Raw genomic sequence first — 22,899 nt, 5'->3', positions numbered from 1 at the left:
CCATCAGTCCTCCACCATCGCCCATGCCCGGTTAATCACACGCTTCGTGTCAGCCAGTATAATTTCCCCGTCCTCGTCCCCCCAGGGTTTGACCTCAAGAGATAACACATAAGGCTCTTTTTCATTGAAAAAGCCTTCCTCCTTCAGTACCCTGAAAAATTCTGTCAGCTGCTCCGTATCGTTGGCGCTCTCCGGGAATCCGAATCTGGGGTGCTGATCCCCGTACGCCTCGCAGCCCTCCTTAACCACTGCGTTTCCTATGTGGAAATGTGTGATATAAGGGCGCAGGGTCCTCACCACATAACGGGAGGTCTCATAGGTGGTGGGAAAATGGGACAAGTCCGCCAGCAGGCCAAAATTATGATGGGTCATGCCCATATCGGCTGCAAACCGGGCCGCCAGAGGCGCCGGACCAATCAGCGCCGCCTTATCCATATCATAGTCAAATACCTCTAACTCCACCATCATGCCCTTTTTTGCGGCATGGGTGCACACTGCCCTGGTTGTCTTTAAAAGCTGGGAATATGCCTGTTCCCTGGAATCAGGTTCCCACTTTCCTGCCAAAAATGCGATACCCCCGGCCCCCATATACGCCGCCTCGTCCACAGCCCGGGTCAGCTCTTCTTCCGCCGTCCTCCGCTCCGTCTCCTCCAGATGGTTGGGATTCAGCCCCTTCCCCAGCAGGTTCGGCTGGGCGCCGTAGCACACCCGCAGATGGGATTGGTCCAGCATTTTCTTCACCCTTTCCCTGGTCTCGCTGTCCGGGATATGGGTAATCTCCAAAGCCCCAAAATACGGATCGCAGCAGATGGTTCTGACTGAATCGCACACCGGATAACTGACCGGCGGGTGGGTCATCCACTGGATGGTGCCTACCTGGAAATATTTCTGGATTGGTTCTTTCATTCTCTTATTCCTCCTGTTCAAATGGGCCTCAGGGCATATCAAAGGGCCGCAGTGTCCTTTCAGGCAGCCTGCCCGTCCCATTATCCTGCTTACGCCGCATCACGGCCCTACATCTTTGCGCAATGGATTCCGGGCCATATCCGTACTTTTCCATGAGCTGGCCGTAATCCCCTGACTCGGCGAAATCCACTGCGCCGATCCGCTCCATGGGAACCGGACAGTGCTCTGCAAGCACCTCTGCCACTGCGCTGCCCAGGCCGCCGTATATGCTGTGTTCCTCCGCTGTCACGATGGCTCCTGTCTGTTCTGCACATTCCAGAATCAGATTTTGGTCAATGGGCTTTACCGTATGCATGTCCACCACCGCTGCCTGGATGCCCTCCTGCTCCAGGAGCAGGGCTGCCCGGATTGCGTTGTGCAGAAGCGTTCCCGTGGTGATAATGGACACGTCATTCCCCTCCCTGACGCGGATACCCTTTCCAATCTCAAACCTCATATTGTCCCCGTAAAACACCGGAGCCGGCGCACGGCTCAGGCGCAGATAAACCGGTCCCTGATGCTCTGCAATGGCAAACACAGCCTTTCTTGTCTCCGTCCCGTCTGCCGTGGCTATGACTGTCATGTTCGGTATGGATCTTACAAATGCCATATCCGTTATGGCCTGATGACTGGCTCCGTCATAGGAGTCAGACAGGCCGCAGTAAGCGCCGCACAGCTTTACATTCAGGCTGTCATAGGCAATGAGGCTCTGGACCGGGTCAGCACCTCTGGTGGTCAGGAACACGGCAAAGGTATTAACAAAGGGAATGAAACCGGTCCTGGCAAGTCCGGCCGCCATGGACACCATATTTAACTCGCTGATTCCCACATTAAAATACCGCTCAGGAAACGCACTTCCAAATATACCGCTTTTTGTGGAGGAAGCCACATCAGCCTCCAGTCCCACGATCCTTACATCCTGTTCCCCCAATTCTTTAAGCGCCGCTCCGTAGGCATCGCGGATTGCTGTCATCTCTCCCATTACCGGTCACCTCCCAGTTCTGCTTTTGCCTGTACGTATTCCTGGTCTCCAATGGCTTTTCCATGCCAGGTATTTTTGCCCTCCATGAAGGAAACGCCCTTTCCCTTCACTGTCTTTGCCAGTATCAGGGATGGCTTGTCTGCCGTCATTTTAGCCTCCTCCACGGCCCTGCATATGTCCTCCACATCATGGCCGTCGCAGGGAATCACATTCCATCCGAACGCCTCCCATTTGGCCTTTATATCACCCATGGGCATGATATCCTCCAGGGTGCCGTCCAACTGTACCCCGTTGTTGTCCAGAATACCTATCAGATGGTCCGCCTTGAATTTGGACGCTGACAAGGCTGCCTCCCATACGCATCCTTCCTGTATTTCCCCATCCCCCATGATTACATATGTGTAGGAATCATACCCTTTAAGCCTGGATCCCAGGGCCATTCCCAGTCCTGCGGATAATCCCAGTCCCAGCGGTCCGGTGGAAAGCTCCACCCCAGGCGTCTTATGTACGCAGGGATGGCCCTGGAGCATGCTTCCCGTCTGGCGCAGGTTCTTTAACTCCGCCAGGGGAAAGAATCCCTTGTGGGCCAGGACAAGATAAAGCATGGGCGCCCCGTGACCCTTTGACAGTATCAGATGGTCCCGGTCCTCCTTTTCCGGGTTCATGGGGTCCACATCCATCAGCTCATAGTAAAGTGCTGTCAATATCTCCGTGCAGGACAGCGATCCCCCGGGATGGCCTGTCTGGACACTGTGCAGCAGATCAATCAGCTTGTTGCGGAATACAAGGCACAGCTTTTGAAGTGTTTCCTTTCGTTCCTCTCTCATATCTGCATCCCCTCCTTACGGCTGCGTCCTCTGCCATCCTTGTTCCGGCCTGCTTCATTGCAGTGTGTGTTTCCGCCGTAAACCCGGTCGGCAATGGGCCTCAGATACCGGATGGATTCCCTGGCAGCTTCCTCCATGGACGGAAGCTGGAATATCTCGGTACAGTAATTGCCGTCATAACCGCACTCCCGAAAGACCGTCAGAATCTTCTCAAAATCCAGGCCGCATTGGCCCGGATAGCGCCGGTTATTGTCAGCCAGATGTACGTGAATGTTGTAACTGCTGTATGTACGGATGGCCTCATACAAATCCTTTTCCTCCAGATTCAGGTGAAAAATATCCATCATGAGCCGGAAATTAGGCCGTCCCACCCGGTCTGCCATGGCAGCTCCCTCCGCCAGGGTATTGATAAAGTTGGTCTGCATGATGGTCACTGTCTCCAGGGCAATGTCCACATTTTTAGGGGCTGCATAGTCAGCCAGCTCGGTAAACGCGTTCTGAGCCAGTTCAATGGTTTCCTCCCTGTCCAGTTCCCTGCAGTACTGCCCGCGTATCCTCCCTATATTGACATTGGCCCCCAGGTAACCGGCAAAATCAATGATTTCCTTTGTCCTCTCCACGGCCTCCCGGCGTAGGGACCGGTGGGGGTGTGTATAGCTCAATCCCAGCTGTCCGAAGATCTCGCCTGTGCACACCAGCACCACGGACAGATTGTTTTCCTCAGCAGTTTCCTTCACTTCCCTCCAGTCCAGCTTTCCCGGATTCAGGGTCATCAGCTCTACCCCGTCGTATCCCAGGGCGCCCAGGTCCCCAAAGGTTTTTGCCAGAGGCCCCTGGTACGCTGTCACTGAATCCGCTATGGCCACGTCGGGCGTGGCTGCCTGATAACATAATTTCATTGCTCTCCTCCTCCCGCGAATACAGGCTTTAACGCCTGGTACAGTTCCCGGTAAACCCGGTACTGTCTGTCATATACACAAGCCCGGACATCATCGGGCCAAAACACCTCGCCGTCCGCTGCCAGCACCTTTCCAAAGTCCGGCGCAATCTCATGGATTCCCATAGCCTGGGCAGCGATGATGATATCGCCCAGGGTCTCTGTCTCATTGGACCGGAGCCGGGCCACAGGAATTCCCAGCACATCGGCAAATATCCGGCACCACAGAGGGCTGTTGGCCGCGCCGCCGCCAAGGGGTATGATATCCGGTCTGGCAGCCCGGTCCAGGACCACTTCCAGACAGTGGCGCTGTGAAAATGCCACTCCCTCCAGGACAGCCCTTATAAAGGATGGGTAATCTGTCTCCAGCCCGGCCCCATAAAACACGCCCCTGGCCCGTGTATCCCAGACAGGGCTCTGCTCCCCGGCCAGATAAGGAAGCCATATAAGGCCTCCGGCCCCGGCCGGGGCAGTGTCCGCCAGACGGTCCAGATATGGGTATATACCGCACCCGGCTGCCTGGGCCTGCCTGGCTGCCTCCCTTCCGAATGTGTCCCTGAACCAGCGCAGGGACACACAGGCATTGTTGGTGGACTGGACAATGATGTACTGTCCGTCATAGGCCCCGTACAGGTTCAGCAGCCTTGGATCCTCCATAGGCTGTCCCGCAATGCTGCAAAGCCTTCCGCTGCTGCCTATGGTCAGGGCGAAATCCCCCTCATCCACAGCGCCTGCCCCTATGGTGGCCGCTACCGTGTCAATGGTGCCGCCTGTAACCGGCGTTCCCGCAGCCAGTCCTGTCATGGAGGCCGCCCATTGGGTCACAGTGCCCACGATTTCAGCGGAACCGCAGGGACTCGGCAGCAGCCGGGCCGGCAGGCCTGTCTGTTCTGCAATCTCTGTATCCCATTGGCCGGTGCGGATATCCGCCATAAGGGTCAGGCTCATGCGCGGCCGGTTCATGGTAAACTCCCCTGTGAACTTTTGAATCACATAACCGCAGGGCACCATCAGCTTATGTGCTCCCTTTATCAAATCCGGCCGGTTCTCAACCAGCCACCGCAGGGCCGGAAGGCTGAAGGAGCCGTTGGCAATGCGGTTTGCGGCCAGAGCGCGGATCCGCTCCTCTCCGATATTCTCCTTCAGCCATTCCACCTGGGGACCGCTTCTCTGGTCATGGAGGCTGATGGCATTGCACAAAGGCTGCCCCTGCCGGTCCGCCAGAAACACTGCGTTGGTGCTGCTGGTCCCCACCGCCGCAATCCTGTTTTTATCTATGTCCTGGCTTTGAAATATGGTCTGCAGGTTGCAGCACACTGCGTCCCACCACCGGGAAGGGTCCTGTTCGGTCCATCCGGGCCGGGGATGGAGCATAGGATATTCCCGGTAAGCAGAGGCCACCCGTTTTCCGTTAAAATCATATACCGAACATTTTGTTCCGGTGGTGCCTACGTCTATTCCCAATAACAGGTCCTTATGCATCATACAGTTCCTCCTGCCCGAAACAGCGCCTCTGTCTGTTCTTCATCAAGGGGAATTCCCCGGTCTCCCAAAAGTATGGTAAGATGCGCGTTCTCCTCAATCTCCTCCGCAGTGGCCAGCACTGCCTCCGGGCTTTTTCCCGCAGCCACCATGCCGTGATTTGCCAGCAGAAGGCTGTCCCGGCTGCAAATCACGTCAGACACAGCCTCGGCCAGTTCCCGGCTTCCGGGAAGGTAATAGGGAACCACAGGAATCCTTCCCACACGCATGGCATATCCCGGAGTGTAGGCAGGCATGCCCGTGGCCGGACTCCCGTTTCCCTGCCTGCGGCAGGCAGCTGCAATGGAATAGGGGGAATGCAGATGAAACAGGCACAGGATGTCCGGGCGGCTCCTGTAGCACGCCAGATGCATTCCGGCCTCCTTGGAGGGACGCCGCCTGCCGGGATCCGACATATCTGCGGGAGGCGCAACACCATCTGCCTCCAGCATTATCATGTCCTCCTGCGTCAAATCACCCAGGCAGATTCCGCTTGGAGATATATACACCTGCCCCTGAATCCGTATGCTCACATTGCCGCCGCTGCCCGCGGCAAATCCTTTCATATACGCTTTGCGGGCAGCTTTTACCACACGTTCCAGCATATTCTTTCTGTCCATATCCATATGGTTCTCCTTACTTTAAGATGGCCGGCAGAAACTCCGTGATTCCCGGCACCGCAAAGGTGAGCAGGGCGCAGGCCGTCACAGTCAGAATAACCCACAGGGTATCCGGAAACGCCTCGTCATACTTTACATTCAGCACCCTGCAGGATGTAAACAGGTTAACGGAAAGAGGCGGGGTCAGGGAGCCTACCATCAGCGCCATCAGCATGGAAACTCCATAGTGGACCACTCCCATTCCAAGAGTCTGGGCAATGGGCAGAAGGATAGGCGTCACCAGAATAATGATGCACATGGTCTCCATGAAGGTTCCCAGCAGCAAAAGAAGCAGGAATATGAATGCCATGATTAAAAACTTACTGGATGTAATGGACAGCAGCCAGCCCGCAAACAGGGTGGGCACATTCTGTATGGACATAATCCACCCGAAAGGCGTGGCAACCGAGATAATCAGCATGATAACGCCTGTGGTGACAACGCTTTCCGCCGCCACCTTATAAAACTCCCGCAGCGTCAGTTCCCGGTACACAAACACTGCCAGGATAAAGGAATAGATGACAGCCACCACCGATGCCTCTGTGGCGGTACAGATACCTGAAAACACACCGCCCAGCACGAAAATAGGCATTAAAAGCGGAAGCAGGGCATCTCCTGTAATCCTGAGCCTTTCCCTTGCCGTATAATCTGTTTTCTCAACATTCTCCTTGTTTCCCCTTTTTACGGCAAAAAAGGTATTGAGCCCGATAAGGGCAAGGATACAGATAAATCCCGGCACAAAGCCGGCCAGGAACATATCTCCCACCGACGCTCCGGAGGAGGATGCATAGACCACCATTACAATGCTTGGAGGAATGATGCATGCCATGGTTCCTCCGGCCGCAATCAGTCCCACGGTCAGTCCCCTTGGGTATTTCTGCTCCAGCATCTCAGGTCCTATGATCTTGCCGATAGCCGCAGCGCTTGCCACACCGGACCCTGAGACCGCGCCGAAGAATCCGCAGGCTGCAAGTGCCGTGGCCCCCAGTCCGCCCGGCATTTTCCGCAGCATCATGTTGGCAAACCGCATGAGGCGGGGCGTACTGCCGTATACCATCAGGGAACCGGCAAAAATAAACATAGGCATTGCCATCATATTAAAGGATTTGGCGCCGCTGGCCATGCGCTGGACAACGATATCCAGAGGCGGATAACCATTGACGGTCAGCAGGGCCATACAGCTGATGCCGATGGAAAAAGCCACAGGCAGTCCAATCAGCAGACAGATTCCCAACACAACAAACAAAACAATTAATCCAGTATTCATTATCGACTCAGCTCCTCCTCCACATAATCCATGTTTCTTCCCCTTAACTTCTCCACATCAATCCAGAGACGCAGCACATAAAAAATAATCATCAGTACACAGCCGCTCAGTACACCCACATAATTGACGGAAAGAGGTACCTTCATAGCTGCTGAAAGGGCATTGAGATTGGTGCCCACCAGCTTTGCCGCATAGCGGCAGATTACCAGGAGAAACGCAATACAGATACAGTCATCCAGAATCTCAAAACCGCGGTACACAGGTCCGGGGAGCTTGCGGATAAAAAAGTCTATCCGCGTGTTGCTGTTATTGATGGTGGCCATGGCTGCGCCGAAATATGTAATGTAAACCATGGCCATGCCTGCCAGCTCCTCCACCCATGTAAATGAAGTTCCAAACACATACCGGTTCACCACCTGTATTCCTATGATGATGGTCAGGGTACACACCGTGACGCAGCTTAAAATGCGCAGAAGGAATTTTACCTTGTCTATTAATTTCAGGACCATTTTTTACCTCCTTTTTCATATTGTTCTGTGGCAAATCCGGGGCACGGCCGGGCCGTCCCCCGGTACTTGCGGATACCTACTTATTAAAGGAAGTAGCAAGGTCTATCCAATACTGTCCGTCCTCGTACTGGGAAGCAAACTCTTCCCAGATGCCTGACATTGCCTCCTGGAACGCTTCCTTATCCACCTCATTGATTTCCATACCTGCCTCTTTTAATAATTCCAGGTATTTTGACTCATCATTTTCCTGCAGGTCCACTTCCCTTGCCTTGTCAGCCTCCTCAAACAGTATGGTCTGGTACTCTTCCGGAAGGGTTTCAAACCATGCGGTATTGACTGCCAGAGGAGCAGCGTCATACATATGGCCGGTCAGGGACAAATAAGTCTGTACATCCTGGAGGGATGAGGTGTAGATGTTTGCCAGAGGATTTTCCTGGCCGTCAATGGTCTTGTTCTGAAGGCCTGTATACACATCGGAAAATGCCATAATAACAGCCGATCCTCCAACCGCCTCATACATCTTGACCTTCATGCTGTTTTCATTGGTGCGGAACTTGATGCCCGCAATATCCGCAGGAGCCAGAATAGGCCTGGTGTTGTTGGTCATATGGCGGTAGCCGGACTCCCACACAGACAGAATGGTCACGCCTGTTGGCTCCAGAAGCTTTTCGCAGAACTGCTGGCCGAACTCACCGGCCCAGGCTTGCCTGGCATTGTCCAGGGATGTAAACAGGAACGGCAGAAGGGCCACGTTTACTTCCGAATTATAGGGCTCCCAGTTGGCTGCTCCCATCTGCATCATTCCCTCTACCGTACCGGATGTAACCTGTTCCAAAAGGTCAGCTTCACCGCCCAGGGCCGAATCCGTATATATGTTTACAGCCAGGTCCCCGCCGGTCCTCTCCTCCACCGCCTTTTTAAAGCTCTGCAGGGCAATGCTGGACGGGTTGGTGGAGCTCATGGCTGATCCGATATTCAGCGTATAGCTGGCCTTGGCATCCGTACCTGTGTTATCCGTCTTGGAACCCTCTACCTCCCCCTGGGCCGAAGCCGCATCGGCTGATGCTGCCGGGTCAGCGGCTGATGCCGGGGCTGCTGCTGATGCCGGGGCAGAAGAACCGCCTGCGCAGGCAGTAAGCCCCCATGTCATGGCCAATGCCAGAAACAGTGATACAAGTCTTTTTTTCATACGTTTATCTCTCCTTTTTCATTATATAGTTTTATGATTCATGCAGAATGCTCGTCCGGCGGCATACGCGGCTGGTCCGCAGCATTCTGCCGCATCATACAGTTACGCGTAAATACCATTCCCCTGGCAAGTATAAGCAGCAGGTTCTGGCTTTCCACCGGAAGTTCCTTTGCGTTGTCAATGATTTCCATTAATACCCTGTTCTGCCGTTCTTCTTCCTTTTGCATTGTCAATGTTATCCCTCCTTTCTTTTTGCTCTATTAATGAATTATAGCAGATAAGGAATTCACTGTCAATGAAACATACTATATTTTTCCTGCACTTAAGCGGCCAAAAAATCATTGACAATGAATTTTGCTCATTGTATACTGATTGCGGGGGTGATAAAAATGAATACATTGGGAGAACGACTCAACTATGCGCGGAAACAAAAGGGATATACCCAGGATTCTCTTGCCCAGACCATCGGCGTATCCAGAGGTGTCATCTTCAACCTGGAAAAAAACAAGACAGAACCGCAGGCCATTGTCATCAATGCAGTCTGCCAGATACTGAACATTAATAAAGAATGGCTCACCGACGGCACAGGAGACATGGAATCCGGAAACCAGGCCTTTCAAAGCGCAAAACTGCTGGAGGAACTCTATGATATTGCCAAGGAACTCTCAGAGGATGAACAGCTATTCCTTTTGGACACGGTCAAAGCGCTGAAACTGCGTCTGGGCAAGCGGCAGTAGACTGCCATCCTGTGGCGTATTGTTATATATTGGCGTATTGCCAATATATATATTTATAATATCAGCGAATTGCCAGTATGTCAATGTATTTTATCAACAAATTGACAATACGCCAACCAGAGGTTGGCCCGGAAATGAGGTGTGATAATGGGATTTTCCGAACAACTGAAAAAAGCCAGGGTTTCCATGGGGTATACGCAGCAGCAGGTAGCGGACGCCTTAGGCCTGACAGCCAGCACCTACTGCGGATACGAAACAGGCAAACGACAGCCGGATGTGGCTAAACTGAAGCAGCTGGCCCGGATTCTGAACACTACCGGCAGCTTCCTTCTGGAGACAGAGCCTGTTCAGAACACATGCCGGCCGGACCCTGGGTCTGGCAATGACCTCATGGTCTCCTATGGCAGGCTCAATGAACGGTCAAAAAAAGCAGTGGATGATTTGGTGGCCCTGCTGCTGGATTTGCAGGAAAAGAGCAAAGAATAACAAAGAAATAAATCTATGATGAATGTTGGAACGTACTTTAGCAGATACCGTCCCGGCATTCTTTTTTATTAGGGATAACTAAAAGCAAAAAACCGGCTGCCTCATGGCAGCCGGAACATATACAAATCTGGTTGAAACTTATCTCTTATTCTTCAGGAAATCCGGAATATTAATCTGCATCTCCTTATTGGTAGCCGGTCTGAAAGGCTGGCTTGGAGCAGGGGTAGGATTCTGGCCGGCATTCTGGCTGCCGCCTGCGGAATATCCCTGGTTCGGGTTATACTTGGGCGCTGTGTATCCCTGGCTACCTCCGGCCGGATTATAGCCGTGGGTCGAATATCCCTGGGATGCCGGTCTGCTGGTATAAGGTGCAGACGCTGTTGCTGCTGCCTCAGGTGCTGCCGCATGTGCCTGCTGTCCGGCGGGCGCTCCTGCTGCCGGTACCTTTGTCTTAAAACTGGTAAAACCAGTCATGGCCTTTGCCACGGAAGCATTGGCTCCATGCTCGTCCAAACCAGTGGCAATAACAGTGATGGTAGCCTCATCCTGAGCGTTCTCATCAAACATGGCGCCGAAGATAATGTTAGCTTCATCACCGGCCAGTTCCTGAACATAGCTGGCAGCCTCATTGGCCTCAATCAGGCTGATATCGCCGGAAATATTGATGATGACATGGCTGGCGCCTTCAATGGTAGTCTCTAACAGAGGACTGGATACAGCCTGCTTAACCGCCTCAATGGCCTTATCATCTCCCTTGGCCTTGCCGATACCGATATGCGCAATGCCCTTGTCAATCATGACGGTCTGGACATCAGCAAAATCCAGGTTAATGAGACCCGGAACATTAATCAGATCCGTAATGCCCTGAACAGCCTGCTGAAGCACCTCATCTGCTTTCTTAAGTGCATCCGGCATGGTGGTACGCCTGTCCACAATCTCAAGAAGCCTGTCATTGGGAATCACAATTAAGGTATCGACACTGTTCTTCAGCTGTTCGATACCTGACAGGGCATTGCTCATACGCGTCTTGGCCTCGAAACGGAAGGGCTTGGTCACCACACCTACGGTAAGAATCCCCATATCTTTTGCAATCTTGGCTACCACTGGAGCTGCTCCGGTTCCGGTTCCGCCGCCCATGCCGCAGGTGACAAACACCATATCAGCACCCTTTAAGGCCTGTGAAATCTCTTCTGAACTCTCCTCAGCAGCTTTCTCTCCCACCTCAGGCCTGGCACCTGCTCCCAGTCCCTTGGTCAGCTTCTCTCCAATCTGCATGGCAGTGGGGGCTTTACAAAACTGAAGGGCCTGTTTATCAGTGTTAATGCCAATAAACTCCACCCCTGCAATGTTTTCGTCAATCATGCGGTTAACTGCATTATTTCCTGCGCCGCCCACACCTACGACTATAATCCTGGCGGCATTCTCTGACTCATTTATCTTAATCTCTAACAAGATCCATATCCTCCTTTTATTCCCTTACTACCATTTCAAGCCATGCTTTCATTCTATCATCAATGTCAATTTCTCATCAATTTCTGGTCTAACTAATACTATATTTGATTTCACAAAAAATATCAACACCTTTTTTTACATTTCCTAATATTTTTAGAAACACTCATTGACATTGTACCAAATTCCAGCTTACTTTACAACACCTGATTCATGCCACTATTTTCTAAGATGCAGATAACCGCCCTAAAAAGGAAAAACCTGACTGGCGGAGGACTATTTTTTGACTTTCTTCCTTAATTAATAGCAGCCCTCTGTCTGCCAATATATGTTTCATGCGTAAAAAAGCAAATACAGGGGATGGACAGCTCCTAAACAGACAGCCGTCCATCCCCTGTTTTAAACTTAACATACGTTATCCTGTGAATTTAAACCTGAAGCCTTCAGCATATCCTCAACTCACCACATTGACTGGATTTCCTTCCATAAATGCCTTTAAATTGGAGACAGCAATATCCATAAGCCGCTGTCTGGACTCCCTGGGAGCCCATGCAATATGGGGAGTGATAATACTGTTTTTGGCTCCCAGCAGAGGATTATCCTCTCTGATGGGTTCCTCTGACACCACATCCACAGCTGCCCCGCTAACCTTTCCGCTGTCCAGGGCCTGCCGCAAATCCTGCTCCACAATCAAGGGACCTCTGGAGGTATTGATGATTTTCACTCCATCCTTCATTTTGGCAATGGTATCTTTATTGATAATGCCTTCTGTTGACGGAAACAGCGGACAGTGGAGGCTTATGACATCCGACATGGATAAAAGCTCATCCAGGGAAACGTATCTGAAATTTTCCCCTTCCAGCTCTTTCACAGGCCGTTCATCATAAGCTACTATCTTCATTCCTAATGCCTCTGCTATTTTTGCGGTCCTCTGACCGATACGTCCAAAGCCGATGACCCCAAATGTCTTGCCTGCAAGCTCCACCAGGGGATGCTTCCAAAAGCACCAGTCCCTGCTGCGGCTCCACCCGCCGGCCTTCACGCAATCCGAATGTTCTCCGATATGATGGCAAAGCTCCAGCAAAAGCGCCACAGCATACTGGGCAACTGCATCCGTTCCGTAGGAAGGTATATTGGAAACCACTACGTTTGCAGAACGGGCCGCCTTAATATCAATCACATTATAACCGGTTGCCAGCACTCCGATAAACTTCATGTTGGCGCACTTCTCAATGGTTTCACCGGTGATGGGCGTCTTATTGGTATATACGGCCTGTGCATCTGCGATCCTCTCTATCACCTTGTCGCCGGGAGTCCTGTCATACACAGTCAATGTTCCCAGCGCCTCAAGACCCTCCCAGCTTAAATCTCCCGGATTCTCTGTATAACCATCCAATACCACAATCTTCATCCTGTCTCCCCTGTCTTAAAAATCCTCATAGTTCTTATCATGCTCCAGCTGGGCCAGCAATTCCTTTGCCTGCTTTACCGTATACCCCTTATGAATCATATACCGCAGGGCAATAACCAGGGCTGTCACGTCTTCATATTCCCAGACAAATCTTCCCATTGTCACGCCTCCTACCCCGCAGTCCATGGCTTCCCTTGTCATGGTCAGGTAATCATCCAATGTCCTGCATTTGTCGCCTCCCTGAATCACAATCCGGAAAGAGGACGGAACACACGACACCACCCTGGCCATGGAATCCGGGTCACCTGTATACGTTGTTTTCACAATATCCATGCCCAGCTCGCAGGCACTTCTCACACAGTATGCTATATTCTCCCAGGAGGTCTGCTTGTCCGCCGGAACCGATTCTCCCTTGGGATACACATGACCGATAAGCGGCATTCCCTTTGCCATACACTCCTCGGAAAATCTACCGATGGCAGCAAACTGTTCTCCCTGGAAATCCCCCAGGGTCATGGCTCCCATGGAAACCGCATCCGCTCCCATCCGCACCGCCTCATCCACTGACCCGAATATAGTGTCCCTGGTAGGCGATACCGGGGAATAGTTTGATACCTTCATCAAAAGGGCCACCTTTCCGGCAAAGGGCCACATGCAGTGTTCCGCGATTCCCTTTGTCATGGTCATGGCATCCGGCCTTCCCATAACGATTTTTTCAATGGTTTCCTGAATGGGCTGTAAGCCCTTCATAGGCGCTATGCCTCTCGAAATTGCATGGTCAACAGTAATTGCCATCATCTTTTTGCTTTCAGGATTGACCAGCCGGCTCATCCTTACCTCTTTTCCTAACATTGCCATAATTATATACTCCTCTCAATTTCTATCATACTAAGATGTCATACCATCGGCAGTACGGTTGCTCCCACCAATGAAAGTATAAATGCCATGCCTGCAAGGGTTATGGTATTCCATGTATATGTTTTTAAGCCGCCTGTGACACTGGCCCCTGATAGGTTTGTCACCACCCAGAATCCGGAATCATTGACATGACCTATGAAGTTGCCTCCGGCCAGGGCCGCCAGGGCAATATATACCGGATGACAGCCTGCGGACGGAGCCACGGAAGCCATGATGGTCATCGCGGTTATGGAAGCAACGGTTCCTGACCCCTGCGCCACTCTGAACAAGACTCCGATTCCAAATGTCAGGCATAATATAAGCATTGTGGAGGACTGTCCTTCCGTCAGTCCTGCGATGAGAACCTCACCGATATTTGTTGCCTGTATCACGGCCCCAAAAGCCCCGCCTGCTCCTGTTATCAGCAGCACCACGCCTGCCTGCTTCAGGGACTTACTCACTGATTCATTGAGTCCGCTCCATCCCATTCTTTTCAGCAATATGATATAGGCAGCCAACAGGCCCAGAAGGATTGCTATGGTTTTCTGGGAAATAAACTGTATAACCACCGGTGCGTCGCTTCCGGTTACCACTGGCCAGAAGGATCCGATGAGAATCGCCAGTACCGGAAGGCAGATAGGTATGACTGCCGCCCATGGAGACGGCAGATCCACCCGGTGCACAACAGCCGCGTCCATATCCAAAAGACCGGTTTCATCCTTATTGGGATCCCAGAATCCCGGGCGGTCCAGCATCCTGAACCAGACAAACATGGAGAATACAGCTGCGGCCAGGCCCACAATGGTTCCTGCAATAATAATATAAGACAAATCAAAATCAAGTATGGTGGCAGCCGCCAGGGGATTTGGGGTGGGCGGCACAAATGTCTGGGAGCTGACTCCTCCTATGGCAATTGCCCCTGCAAAATATGCCAAAGGCCGTTTCGTTTCCTTCGCCACCGCAATGCCCAGGGGAATCAGAATAACAAACGTTACATCAAAAAAGACGGGGATGGATAACAGAAACGCCGTAAGCCCCAAAGCCCAGGGCGCCTTCTTACCGGGGAATGCCTTTAATATGGATTTTGCCAGGGATTCCGCAGCACCGGAATCCTCCAGTATCTGGCCCATCATGATTCCAAATCCTATGGGAAAGCCGATTCCCGTCATCAGAGATCCAAATCCGCTGTTGATTGATGTAATGGTGTCCATGAAGCCCAGGCTGCAGGATATCCCCATATACAGACTGGCCAGTATCATAGATATAACAGGGTTGATTTTAAACTTCAGGACTAAAAATAATATGATCGCAATTGATATGGCCAAATTCACAGCTAATGTAATCCCACTCATATGATAACCTCCTATTTTGGGCGTACTTTAATAGAAGTACCACCCGTTTCAACTGATACCTTAATTCTCACATTTCAAGTTATTTTAAGCGCTGTATTCGGAATACAAAAATGGAATTGACAAATCCAGGAAACAGAATTAGTATATAGATGTACGGCTGGATATCCTGTGACTGATATCCTTTAATCCCGGATATATTCTTTTATATTCCTCAAATCTTGTTTCATACTCCTTTACCATTGCAGGATTGGGGATATATGTTTCTTTCGGATGGACCATATGTTGGATGGCTTGTCCGAAATCTTCAAAATAACCGGTCCCTACAGCGCCTGTTATGGCTGCTCCCAGGGATGCTGCCTCCTGGGTTTCTAACACAGTGATGCTGCGGTTGAATATATCTGCCTTTATCTGTAACCATTTAGGCGACTTGGCACCGCCGCCAATCATGCGTATCTCTTCGATTGACTGTCCTGTGCTCTGTTCAATGGCTGAGAGGTTTAATTTCATCTCATAGCCCAGGGAATCTAAAACAGCACGGGTTATATCTTTTTTTGTATGAGTGACTCTTAAGCCGATTACGGCTCCAAGAGATAGCGGATCATTTACCGGTGTACCCGCGCCTTCCAAATGAGGTAATACATATATGTCTGCCGGAGTGTTGGCGCACTCTTTAATAATATATGTATAAATATCACAGTTCTGTTCACCGCATAACTGTGATTCCTCATGACAGAAGGTATTCTTGTACCATTTCAAAAATAATCCCCCGTTTGTATTGATTGCCATGGTAATATAATTGGTTCCGTCCACATGCCTGTAGCAGGGCAGTTTGTTATCCAGCATGGCCCTGTCTATGATAAAGCCAGGCAGAACCGAAACCATTGCGTCCACGGTGCCGCAGGCATCCATCACCATGCCCGGCGTAATCACGCCGCTTCCAACTGCGCCGCAGGCCTGATCGTGTCCTCCCAGGACCACCTGGCAGGTCCGGCTCAGGCCAAATCCGGCTCTTATGTCCTCCCTCACCCTTCCTATAGTGGCAGTGGAGCTGACTGGTTCCGACAATTTTTCCTTTGATATGCCCGCAATATCTAATACACCGCTGTCCCACTCCGGACGCTCTGAGGACAGCATCATGGTCCTTCCGGCCATGGAATAGTCTATAAACGGGCCTTCTCCTGTCAGCTTAAATACCACATAATCCTGGACGCAGCAGAATTTCCATGCCTTTTCATAGATATCCGGCCTGTTTTCAATAAACCACATGATCTTGTTTACCGTATAAATGGAAGCAAATCCATTGCCGGTGCGCTTGTATATCTCCCACTCATCATGGTGTTCCTTCCAGAATCTGTATTGCCGCAGCGTTCTGTTATCCATTGTAACGATGATGTTATACAGAGGGTTCCCCATACGGTCTATGGGTACCACTGCCTGTGCCTGGGATGAAACCGCGATTGATGCAATATTCCCATGGCATTGTGCCGACACATCCCGTAATGTCTCGTATACCTTTACCAGATAATTCTCTGGATCCAACTCCGCCAACCCTGTCTGTGGAAGTACCAGATCAATCTCTCTTCTGGAAAAGGCCAGCTGTCTCCCATGTTCGTCAAAAACAGAGGCCTTTACACTGGAAGTCCCCAAATCAATTCCACAAAACATACACTATCCTCCTTAATCTCAGATATTTAACTTTGGTTGTCTTATCACCTCTCTCCATACGTTGACTTCATGTTCCTTTTTTATTCACCTCCTTTATATTTTAGTGGAATCCAATGCCTTCCTCGTCTTAAGTATATTGGCATATGATTCATCGTATCTCTTATAAGATACTCCTATATACAGCATATCAATGATTGTCAGCTCCGCTATTCTGGATGACAATGCATCGCTGTTAAAGGCAGTCTCATTGGAAGATGTATACAGAACAACATCCGCCTTTTCCACAATGGGCGACTTCCCATAATTGGTAATAGCGATTGTCTTTGCCCCGGATTGTTTTGCAATGTCCATGGCCATGAGAATGTCCTTGGATGCCCCGGAATGGGAAACAGCCACCAAGACGTCCCGGGATGTAAGTACAGACGCAGCCATGGCCTGCAGATTACTGTCCGTAAATGCCATGGCCATATAACCAATCTTTAAAAACTTATGCTGCCCGTCCATGGCAACACAGCCGGAACCGCCCACTCCAAAAAACAAAAGGCGCCTGCATCCCAATATCAGATTAACCGCCTCATCTATATTCTCCCTGCTGAGCACGTCGCTTGTATCCCTTAATGACTGGATATTTGAATCAAATATCTTATCCACAATCGTAGGAATGGTATCTCCCTTTGACAATTGGCCGTAAATCTGCTGTCCCGGCTCAATTACGTCCTGGGCAATGCTGATTTTCATGGCCTGGTATCCCTTGTACCCTAATTTCTGTGCATATCTGACTATGGCTGCCTCACTGACCCCGCAAGCCTCCGCCGCATCCGCCACAGACATATGTATGATTTCCTTCCTGTTTATCTCTATGAATTCATAAATCTTCATTTCATTCTTTTTGTTGATGGAAGGCAATATTGATTGCACTCTCAGCTGATAACTCGTATTTGGATTGTCCATTTTCTACCTCCTGGATATTATTATATCGTATTTGAAATATAATTTCAATATATTATATTATTTTTTGAATTTTTATTTTATTTTCACCCCCTGCACCCCCTTGAACCTCTTATATTTTGTACCTTACAGAAAAAAGCACTATTCAGATTATGAATAATGCTTTTTTATAAGCGGATTGAACCGAAGCAAATCACTTCTTTATTACTTCTTTTTAAATGTAATCCCGGCCCCGCTGTTGGACTCCGAATAGTTGTCCAGCTTCATGGTCCCGCTAATTTCCGTAAGCTGGGGCTGGGCCTTAAGAATATCGTTGAGCGTGGAAATCTTTCCGTCAATATCCGTGTGATCTCCCATGGTAACCTCCATCTTTCCGATGAACAGGGTAGCCTGTCCGTGGGAATCATACTGGATGCGGTCCACGGCAATATCATAGACTGACAGCTGCTGTGTCAGGTTCAGTATCTCCTCAAAAATGTTCTTATCATCCACGGGAAGGGGGCGGTGCAGCACGATTCTGCCGAATTCCATGCCTGTAATCCACGGGACGCCGGGCAGCTGGCTTCCCGAACTCTCCACCACAATGCCGTCCTTGTCAAAATACATGAAGCTGCTCATGTAGGACACATATCCCACAATGCTCTTCTCATATATAATCACTTCTACGTCAAGCGGATTGTGGAAAACCACTTTATAATCCTCCACAAAGGGAATCTGGATGTGGGGACGGAACTTGTCCGAAAAATAAGCGTGGGCTGAATTCTTCCCCCATCTGCCGGTGAACAGAAGCTCTTCCACCTGTTTGGCGGAATACCTGTCACTTCCCGTCACCGTCACATGCTGAATCTGTACAGACAAAAGCAGGATTGCCAGCAGCAGTACCACTGCCACGGCAATACCTGCCCCTATATGATGTTTACTGCCATAATTTCTCATACTGTACCTCACCTGGTAAAATCATTCTTCCCTGCCATAAATCCGCTCCCGTCTGCGGGAACTTTTTCCGGCCGTCAGGAGTCCTTCCCCACCCAGCGGATATGGGCGCCCAAAGCTGCCATGTCCCTGCATATGTCCTCGTACCCCCGCTCAATGTGATGGCATTCCCCGATGAATGTATCCCCCTCCGCGGCCAGGGCCGCCACCATCAGGGCTGCCCCGCCTCTTAAGTCGCAGGCATTGACAGCAGCTCCCTTCAGGGGATAATGCCCCTCAATCACAGCTCTCTGGTCCTCCGTGCGTATGACGGCACCCATCTGCTCCAGGATCTTTGCCGTTGCAAATCTTCCCTCGAATACCTGTTCCTCGATATAACTGGTTCCCTGGGCAGTGGCCAGAAATGCCATGAAGGGCGACTGCAAATCCGTGGGAAAACCGGGATACGGCTCTGTTTTAATAAGAAGGGGAAGGGGACGTTTTCCCATGCATATCCGAATCTGGCGGTTTTTTTCATCGGCATCCACCGCCGCGCCGGCCTTTTGGAATTCCTCCAAAGGCACCTTAAGGTCAGACGGGCAAATGCCACGCAAAAGGGCCTCTCCTCCAGCCGCCACAACGGCAGCCCCGTAGGTACCGGCCACTATCCGGTCTCCCTCCACCCGGAAGCTGCTGTCATGAAGCCCGGCCACTCCCTGTACCATCAGATGGTCGGTTCCCATGCCGCAGATAACAGCCCCCATATTATTAAGGAAGCGGCACATCTGGCTGATTTCCGGTTCCCTGGCAGCCTGGTGGATGATGGTCACCCCGTCTGCCAGGACAGATGCCAGTATGGCCTGTTCCGTTGCCCCCACGCTTGGATAGGACAGATGGATTTCCGTGCCCTTAAGTCCGCCGTTCTTCCTGCAGCTGGCCTCTATGGTCCCATCCCGTTCCCTGATATCGGCTCCCAGGGCCCTCAGCGCCATCAGGTGCAGGTCAATGGGCCTGGCTCCTATGAGACATCCGCCCGGATAACAGCAGCTGCCCTCTCCCATGCGGCCCAGCAGGGCGCTTAACACCACGATGGAGGAACGCATGGCCGTGACATACTCCTCAGGGATGGATGTCCCTGTGACGCTGCGGGCATCCATCACAAGACAGTCCCCCTTGTGGCAGCACCGGCAGCCCAGGCTTTCCAGTATGTCCAGCATACAGGCCACGTCCCGTATGACCGGGACATTGGTCAGCACCGTAACCCCTCTGTGAAGTAAAGCCGCAGCCATCATGGGCAGTACGGCGTTTTTAGAACCTTGTATGGATATCTCTCCCTTTAAGGGAGTAAGACCACAAACCTGAATGACAGACAATGGGGCACCTCCTGGTATCTATGCCTTCCGTAGAAAACACCTTCTACTTAAAGCATATGCCGGGACGTGCCCGCTTGTGCGGTATTCCTGCTGTTACTTTTCAAGTTTTATCTGATTGGACACGCTTAGGACGATTCCCATTTCCATCAAGAGGAACAGCACCGACGTTCCCCCGTAACTGATAAAGGGAAGGGTGATTCCCGTGTTAGGAATGGTATTGGTCACAACCGCTATGTTCAGGATAACCTGAATGGCAATGTGTCCCATGACGCCCACCACCAGCAGGGCCCCGAACAAATCAGGGGCATTATTGGCTATAATCATGAACCTGTATATCATGAACAGAAATATGAGGATAATGGACACGGCCCCAAACAGCCCCAGCTCCTCACATATTATAGCAAATATCATATCGTTCTGGGACTCGGGCAAAAAGCCCAGCTTCTGTATGCTCTCTCCCAGCCCCTGGCCCACCAGTCCGCCGGAACCAATGGCGTAGAGTCCCTGGAGAACCTGGAATCCCTTGTCCGTAGGGTCGGACTCCGGATTCAGCCATGCCTCGATTCGCCGGTACTGATAAGGCTGGAGCAGTCCCACCGTTGTCAGGAACTTGCCTATGGGCCCGGCAAAGGCCAGGGTGGTAAGTCCCAGGGCCCCGATGGAGAAAAAGGGCCACTTCACCTTACATGACACGAACAGCATGACAAACGCGATTCCGCAGACAATGATGCCGGAGCTTAAGTTGTTCATGGCCACCAATCCCGCTATGGGAAGGGTCAGGGCCACAACATATCCCATATTTTTCCATTTATTAATTTTCATGCCCATGGTGGTTATCACCGCGGCCAGAAGCACAATCAGGGCTATCTTGACGAACTCCGTGGGCTGGAAGCTCAAAGGCCCCACTCCCAGCCAGCGCTTCTTGCCGTTGACCTCGCGGCCAACCAGGCTCACCGCAATCATAAGTATGTATGACATGAGATAGGCAAACACGGAGAACCGGGTAAATATGTGATAATCTATCTTGGAAATGATGAGCATGGCCACCAGTCCCACTGCCGCGATTCCCGCCTGCCTCTGCATAAAATATGCACCGTTTCCGTTATATGCCTTGCTCAGCTGCGCTGAATAGGAGCTGGCGCTGTAAATCATTACCAGCCCGAAAGCTGTCAGGAAAATGATGCAGAACAAAAGGCTGTAATCATAAAAACGCTTGGCCTTCTTCTTTTTCTTTGGCATCTGCTGCTCCATACGCTCCCCGCTCCCGGCCGGACGTCTCATCTGGCCGGAGGGTCCGGCTGCCGTCTGCACCTTTCCCGCCATACGCATTTACCTCCTACAAAGCCATGACGCACTCCTTAAAGACGCGTCCCCGCTCTTCATAATTTTTAAACATACCCCAGCTGGCACAGGCGGGGCTTAACAGCACATAATCTCCGATGTCCGCATATACGGCGCATACCTGCACTGCCTCCTGCATATCTTCTGCGTACATGATTTCAGTAAAACCATGCTTCTTTGCGCACTCCGCAATCTTATCCCTGGTCTGTCCTATGAGCACCAGATATCTCACCTTGCCCTCAAACTCGGATACCCACTCATCGTATTCGCTGTTTTTATCATAGCCGCCCGCAATGAGAAGGGTGGGGCCCGGCATGGCTCTGAGAGCCTGGATGGCTGCATCCGGATTAGTACCCTTGGAATCGTTATAATATCTGACTCCGGTGCGTTCCCTTACGAACTCGATTCTGTGCTCCACCGGATGGAACCCCTCAATGACCCTTGTAATATCAGACATGGGAACTCCCATCTCCAGGGCAATGGCTGCTGCCGCCATGGCGTTCTCATAATTATGCCGACCCAGAAGCTGCATGTCATGAACATTGACCACAACGGTCTGACGGCCGTTCTGGCAGTACACGATGTTATCCCCGTCCATGCAGAAACCGTCCTTTAACATTTCCCTGCTGGAGAACCAGATAACCCTGGGCTTAAGCTCCGGATTCTGGCCAAACTCCCTGAGGACAGGATCGTCGTAGTTGAGCACCACCGCATCCTCCTTTGTCTGGTTCAGGGTAACGCACTCCTTGATGCGGATATAGTTTTCCATGGTACCGTGGCGGTTCAGATGGTCCGGGGTTATGTTTAAAATAGCGCTGACATTGGGCCTGAAATCCATGATGGTCTCCAGCTGGAAGCTGGATACCTCTGCAACGGTCACGGAATCCTCAGTCATCTCCAGAACCTTGGAGGTATAGGGATCCCCAATATTTCCCACCACAAACGTCTCCTCATAGCGGGCCTTTAATATCTCCCCTGTGAGGGCTGTGGTAGTAGTCTTTCCATTGGTTCCCGTGATGGCGGCCAGCTTCCCCAGGCCGCACTGGTAGGCCAGCTCAATCTCTCCCAAAATAGGAATCTTGGCATCATCCACAACGGCCACAAAAGGACTGTCAAGGGGTATACCGGGACTGATAATGCACAGCTCCACTCCCAGCAGGTCGGAACGCTTGATTTCCCCCAGCACCACGGTCACCTTTGCATCCCTGTCAAATTTCTCTTTGATATCTTCTTCCTTTAAGGCGGCATTGCCGTCATAAAGCACCACATCTCCGCCCCGTTCCAGAACCAGCTTTGCAGCAGCAATACCGCTGATTCCCGTTCCAGCCACTAAAACTCTCTGACTTTGGTTCATTTGTCAACTAACCTCCTCGTTATGAGCATTTAGAGACCGTATTTTGGTCTCTTACGTGCGATACATTCCGCTGCACTTAGCGAGGTCTTTTCGAGCTTAGTGCAGCGGTTCGTTATGAGCACTTAGAGACCGTCCTTT

22 protein-coding genes are annotated in these 22,899 nt (G+C 51.3%); 2 read left to right on the top strand and 20 right to left on the bottom strand.

The features are described from left to right. Positions 1-3 precede the first annotated feature (3 nt). The 10 genes from CGC65_RS11840 to CGC65_RS11795 all read right to left on the bottom strand — a co-directional run bounded on the left by CGC65_RS11840 (position 4) and on the right by CGC65_RS11795 (position 9,069). On the bottom strand, positions 4-906 hold the full coding sequence (locus CGC65_RS11840; RefSeq protein ID WP_002567083.1) for a sugar phosphate isomerase/epimerase family protein: 903 nt from the start codon (positions 904-906) through the stop codon (positions 4-6). Between the two features lie 28 nt (positions 907-934). Beyond that, positions 935-1,927: a transketolase family protein gene (locus CGC65_RS11835; protein ID WP_002567082.1), complete on the bottom strand. Its 993-nt coding sequence runs from the start codon at positions 1,925-1,927 to the stop codon at positions 935-937. After that, the gene (locus tag CGC65_RS11830) at positions 1,927-2,754 is read right to left on the bottom strand and encodes a transketolase (RefSeq protein WP_002567081.1); all 828 of its coding nucleotides are present in this window, start codon (positions 2,752-2,754) and stop codon (positions 1,927-1,929) included. Before CGC65_RS11830 ends, CGC65_RS11835 begins: the two co-directional genes overlap by 1 nt. Then, positions 2,751-3,653, bottom strand: coding sequence for a sugar phosphate isomerase/epimerase family protein (locus CGC65_RS11825; RefSeq protein ID WP_002567080.1), 903 nt, complete (start codon positions 3,651-3,653; stop codon positions 2,751-2,753). Before CGC65_RS11825 ends, CGC65_RS11830 begins: the two co-directional genes overlap by 4 nt. Then, on the bottom strand, positions 3,650-5,176 hold the full coding sequence (locus CGC65_RS11820) for a xylulokinase (RefSeq protein ID WP_002567079.1): 1,527 nt from the start codon (positions 5,174-5,176) through the stop codon (positions 3,650-3,652). The genes CGC65_RS11825 and CGC65_RS11820 overlap by 4 nt, the downstream gene beginning before the upstream one ends. After that, positions 5,173-5,838 carry a class II aldolase/adducin family protein gene (locus tag CGC65_RS11815; protein WP_002567078.1) on the bottom strand — a complete coding sequence of 222 codons (666 nt, stop codon included), beginning with the start codon at positions 5,836-5,838 and terminating at the stop codon, positions 5,173-5,175. The genes CGC65_RS11820 and CGC65_RS11815 overlap by 4 nt, the downstream gene beginning before the upstream one ends. 10 nt (positions 5,839-5,848) lie before the next feature. Continuing rightward, positions 5,849-7,138, bottom strand: a complete 1,290-nt coding sequence (locus CGC65_RS11810) for a TRAP transporter large permease (protein ID WP_002567077.1) — start codon at positions 7,136-7,138, stop codon at positions 5,849-5,851. Beyond that, complete coding sequence (locus CGC65_RS11805; RefSeq protein WP_002567076.1) at positions 7,138-7,647, bottom strand: TRAP transporter small permease; 510 nt, start codon at positions 7,645-7,647, stop codon at positions 7,138-7,140. The genes CGC65_RS11810 and CGC65_RS11805 overlap by 1 nt, the downstream gene beginning before the upstream one ends. Before the next feature lie 76 nt (positions 7,648-7,723). Then, positions 7,724-8,836, bottom strand: a complete 1,113-nt coding sequence (locus CGC65_RS11800) for a DctP family TRAP transporter solute-binding subunit (RefSeq protein WP_002567075.1) — start codon at positions 8,834-8,836, stop codon at positions 7,724-7,726. Between the two features lie 38 nt (positions 8,837-8,874). Beyond that, entirely contained in the window at positions 8,875-9,069 is a 195-nt protein-coding gene (locus CGC65_RS11795; protein WP_002567074.1) for a hypothetical protein, read from the bottom strand. 156 nt (positions 9,070-9,225) lie between these two features. Here CGC65_RS11795 and CGC65_RS11790 point away from each other — a divergent pair, with 156 nt between their 5' ends. Together CGC65_RS11790 and CGC65_RS11785 are read left to right on the top strand one after the other, a co-directional pair. Further along, positions 9,226-9,573, top strand: coding sequence for a helix-turn-helix domain-containing protein (locus CGC65_RS11790; RefSeq protein ID WP_002567073.1), 348 nt, complete (start codon positions 9,226-9,228; stop codon positions 9,571-9,573). Between the two features lie 147 nt (positions 9,574-9,720). Then, positions 9,721-10,059, top strand: coding sequence for a helix-turn-helix domain-containing protein (locus CGC65_RS11785; RefSeq protein WP_002567072.1), 339 nt, complete (start codon positions 9,721-9,723; stop codon positions 10,057-10,059). Positions 10,060-10,197: 138 nt separating this feature from the next. Here CGC65_RS11785 and ftsZ read toward each other — a convergent pair whose 3' ends face one another. From ftsZ to murD, 10 genes are all read right to left on the bottom strand, one after another. After that, the gene (gene ftsZ, locus CGC65_RS11780; RefSeq protein WP_002567071.1) at positions 10,198-11,511 is read right to left on the bottom strand and encodes a cell division protein FtsZ; all 1,314 of its coding nucleotides are present in this window, start codon (positions 11,509-11,511) and stop codon (positions 10,198-10,200) included. Positions 11,512-11,962: 451 nt separating this feature from the next. Next, positions 11,963-12,919, bottom strand: coding sequence for a D-2-hydroxyacid dehydrogenase (locus tag CGC65_RS11775; protein ID WP_002567070.1), 957 nt, complete (start codon positions 12,917-12,919; stop codon positions 11,963-11,965). Between the two features lie 15 nt (positions 12,920-12,934). Further along, entirely contained in the window at positions 12,935-13,777 is an 843-nt protein-coding gene (locus CGC65_RS11770) for a class I fructose-bisphosphate aldolase (RefSeq protein ID WP_002567069.1), read from the bottom strand. A gap of 38 nt (positions 13,778-13,815) precedes the next feature. Next, positions 13,816-15,168, bottom strand: coding sequence for a GntP family permease (locus tag CGC65_RS11765; protein ID WP_002567068.1), 1,353 nt, complete (start codon positions 15,166-15,168; stop codon positions 13,816-13,818). Positions 15,169-15,306: 138 nt separating this feature from the next. Continuing rightward, positions 15,307-16,833 carry an FGGY-family carbohydrate kinase gene (locus CGC65_RS11760; RefSeq protein ID WP_002567067.1) on the bottom strand — a complete coding sequence of 509 codons (1,527 nt, stop codon included), beginning with the start codon at positions 16,831-16,833 and terminating at the stop codon, positions 15,307-15,309. A 93-nt stretch (positions 16,834-16,926) separates the two neighbouring features. Continuing rightward, positions 16,927-17,784: a MurR/RpiR family transcriptional regulator gene (locus CGC65_RS11755; protein WP_002567066.1), complete on the bottom strand. Its 858-nt coding sequence runs from the start codon at positions 17,782-17,784 to the stop codon at positions 16,927-16,929. A gap of 201 nt (positions 17,785-17,985) precedes the next feature. Further along, a complete protein-coding gene (locus tag CGC65_RS11750) occupies positions 17,986-18,717 on the bottom strand; it encodes a cell division protein FtsQ/DivIB (protein WP_002567065.1) in 732 nt (243 codons plus the stop codon). Positions 18,718-18,791: 74 nt separating this feature from the next. Then, the gene (gene murA / locus CGC65_RS11745; RefSeq protein WP_002567064.1) at positions 18,792-20,066 is read right to left on the bottom strand and encodes a UDP-N-acetylglucosamine 1-carboxyvinyltransferase; all 1,275 of its coding nucleotides are present in this window, start codon (positions 20,064-20,066) and stop codon (positions 18,792-18,794) included. 93 nt (positions 20,067-20,159) lie between these two features. Then, a complete protein-coding gene (locus CGC65_RS11740) occupies positions 20,160-21,389 on the bottom strand; it encodes an FtsW/RodA/SpoVE family cell cycle protein (RefSeq protein WP_039896845.1) in 1,230 nt (409 codons plus the stop codon). Positions 21,390-21,402: 13 nt separating this feature from the next. Next, positions 21,403-22,761, bottom strand: a complete 1,359-nt coding sequence (murD, locus tag CGC65_RS11735; RefSeq protein WP_002567062.1) for a UDP-N-acetylmuramoyl-L-alanine--D-glutamate ligase — start codon at positions 22,759-22,761, stop codon at positions 21,403-21,405. Positions 22,762-22,899: the final 138 nt, after the last annotated feature.

The organism is Enterocloster bolteae, assembly GCF_002234575.2.
Classification (GTDB): Bacteria; Bacillota; Clostridia; order Lachnospirales; family Lachnospiraceae; genus Enterocloster; species Enterocloster bolteae.
Note: the sequence above shows the minus strand (reverse complement) of the source record. Positions and strands in the feature narration are given on the sequence as shown.

Bases quoted from the DNA above. Each gene is read 5' to 3' on its own strand.
- CGC65_RS11840 (WP_002567083.1), bottom strand. From the start codon at position 906: ATGAAAGAACCAATCCAGAAATATTTCCAGGTAGGCACCATCCAGTGG.
- CGC65_RS11835 (WP_002567082.1), bottom strand. From the start codon at position 1,927: ATGGGAGAGATGACAGCAATCCGCGATGCCTACGGAGCGGCGCTTAAA.
- CGC65_RS11830 (WP_002567081.1), bottom strand. From the start codon at position 2,754: ATGAGAGAGGAACGAAAGGAAACACTTCAAAAGCTGTGCCTTGTATTC.
- CGC65_RS11825 (WP_002567080.1), bottom strand. From the start codon at position 3,653: ATGAAATTATGTTATCAGGCAGCCACGCCCGACGTGGCCATAGCGGAT.
- CGC65_RS11820 (WP_002567079.1), bottom strand. From the start codon at position 5,176: ATGATGCATAAGGACCTGTTATTGGGAATAGACGTAGGCACCACCGGA.
- CGC65_RS11815 (WP_002567078.1), bottom strand. From the start codon at position 5,838: ATGGATATGGACAGAAAGAATATGCTGGAACGTGTGGTAAAAGCTGCC.
- CGC65_RS11810 (WP_002567077.1), bottom strand. From the start codon at position 7,138: ATGAATACTGGATTAATTGTTTTGTTTGTTGTGTTGGGAATCTGTCTG.
- CGC65_RS11805 (WP_002567076.1), bottom strand. From the start codon at position 7,647: ATGGTCCTGAAATTAATAGACAAGGTAAAATTCCTTCTGCGCATTTTA.
- CGC65_RS11800 (WP_002567075.1), bottom strand. From the start codon at position 8,836: ATGAAAAAAAGACTTGTATCACTGTTTCTGGCATTGGCCATGACATGG.
- CGC65_RS11790 (WP_002567073.1), top strand. From the start codon at position 9,226: ATGAATACATTGGGAGAACGACTCAACTATGCGCGGAAACAAAAGGGA.
- CGC65_RS11785 (WP_002567072.1), top strand. From the start codon at position 9,721: ATGGGATTTTCCGAACAACTGAAAAAAGCCAGGGTTTCCATGGGGTAT.
- CGC65_RS11775 (WP_002567070.1), bottom strand. From the start codon at position 12,919: ATGAAGATTGTGGTATTGGATGGTTATACAGAGAATCCGGGAGATTTA.
- CGC65_RS11770 (WP_002567069.1), bottom strand. From the start codon at position 13,777: ATGGCAATGTTAGGAAAAGAGGTAAGGATGAGCCGGCTGGTCAATCCT.
- CGC65_RS11765 (WP_002567068.1), bottom strand. From the start codon at position 15,168: ATGAGTGGGATTACATTAGCTGTGAATTTGGCCATATCAATTGCGATC.
- CGC65_RS11760 (WP_002567067.1), bottom strand. From the start codon at position 16,833: ATGTTTTGTGGAATTGATTTGGGGACTTCCAGTGTAAAGGCCTCTGTT.
- CGC65_RS11755 (WP_002567066.1), bottom strand. From the start codon at position 17,784: ATGGACAATCCAAATACGAGTTATCAGCTGAGAGTGCAATCAATATTG.
- CGC65_RS11750 (WP_002567065.1), bottom strand. From the start codon at position 18,717: ATGAGAAATTATGGCAGTAAACATCATATAGGGGCAGGTATTGCCGTG.
- CGC65_RS11740 (WP_039896845.1), bottom strand. From the start codon at position 21,389: ATGGCGGGAAAGGTGCAGACGGCAGCCGGACCCTCCGGCCAGATGAGA.
- murD (WP_002567062.1), bottom strand. From the start codon at position 22,761: ATGAACCAAAGTCAGAGAGTTTTAGTGGCTGGAACGGGAATCAGCGGT.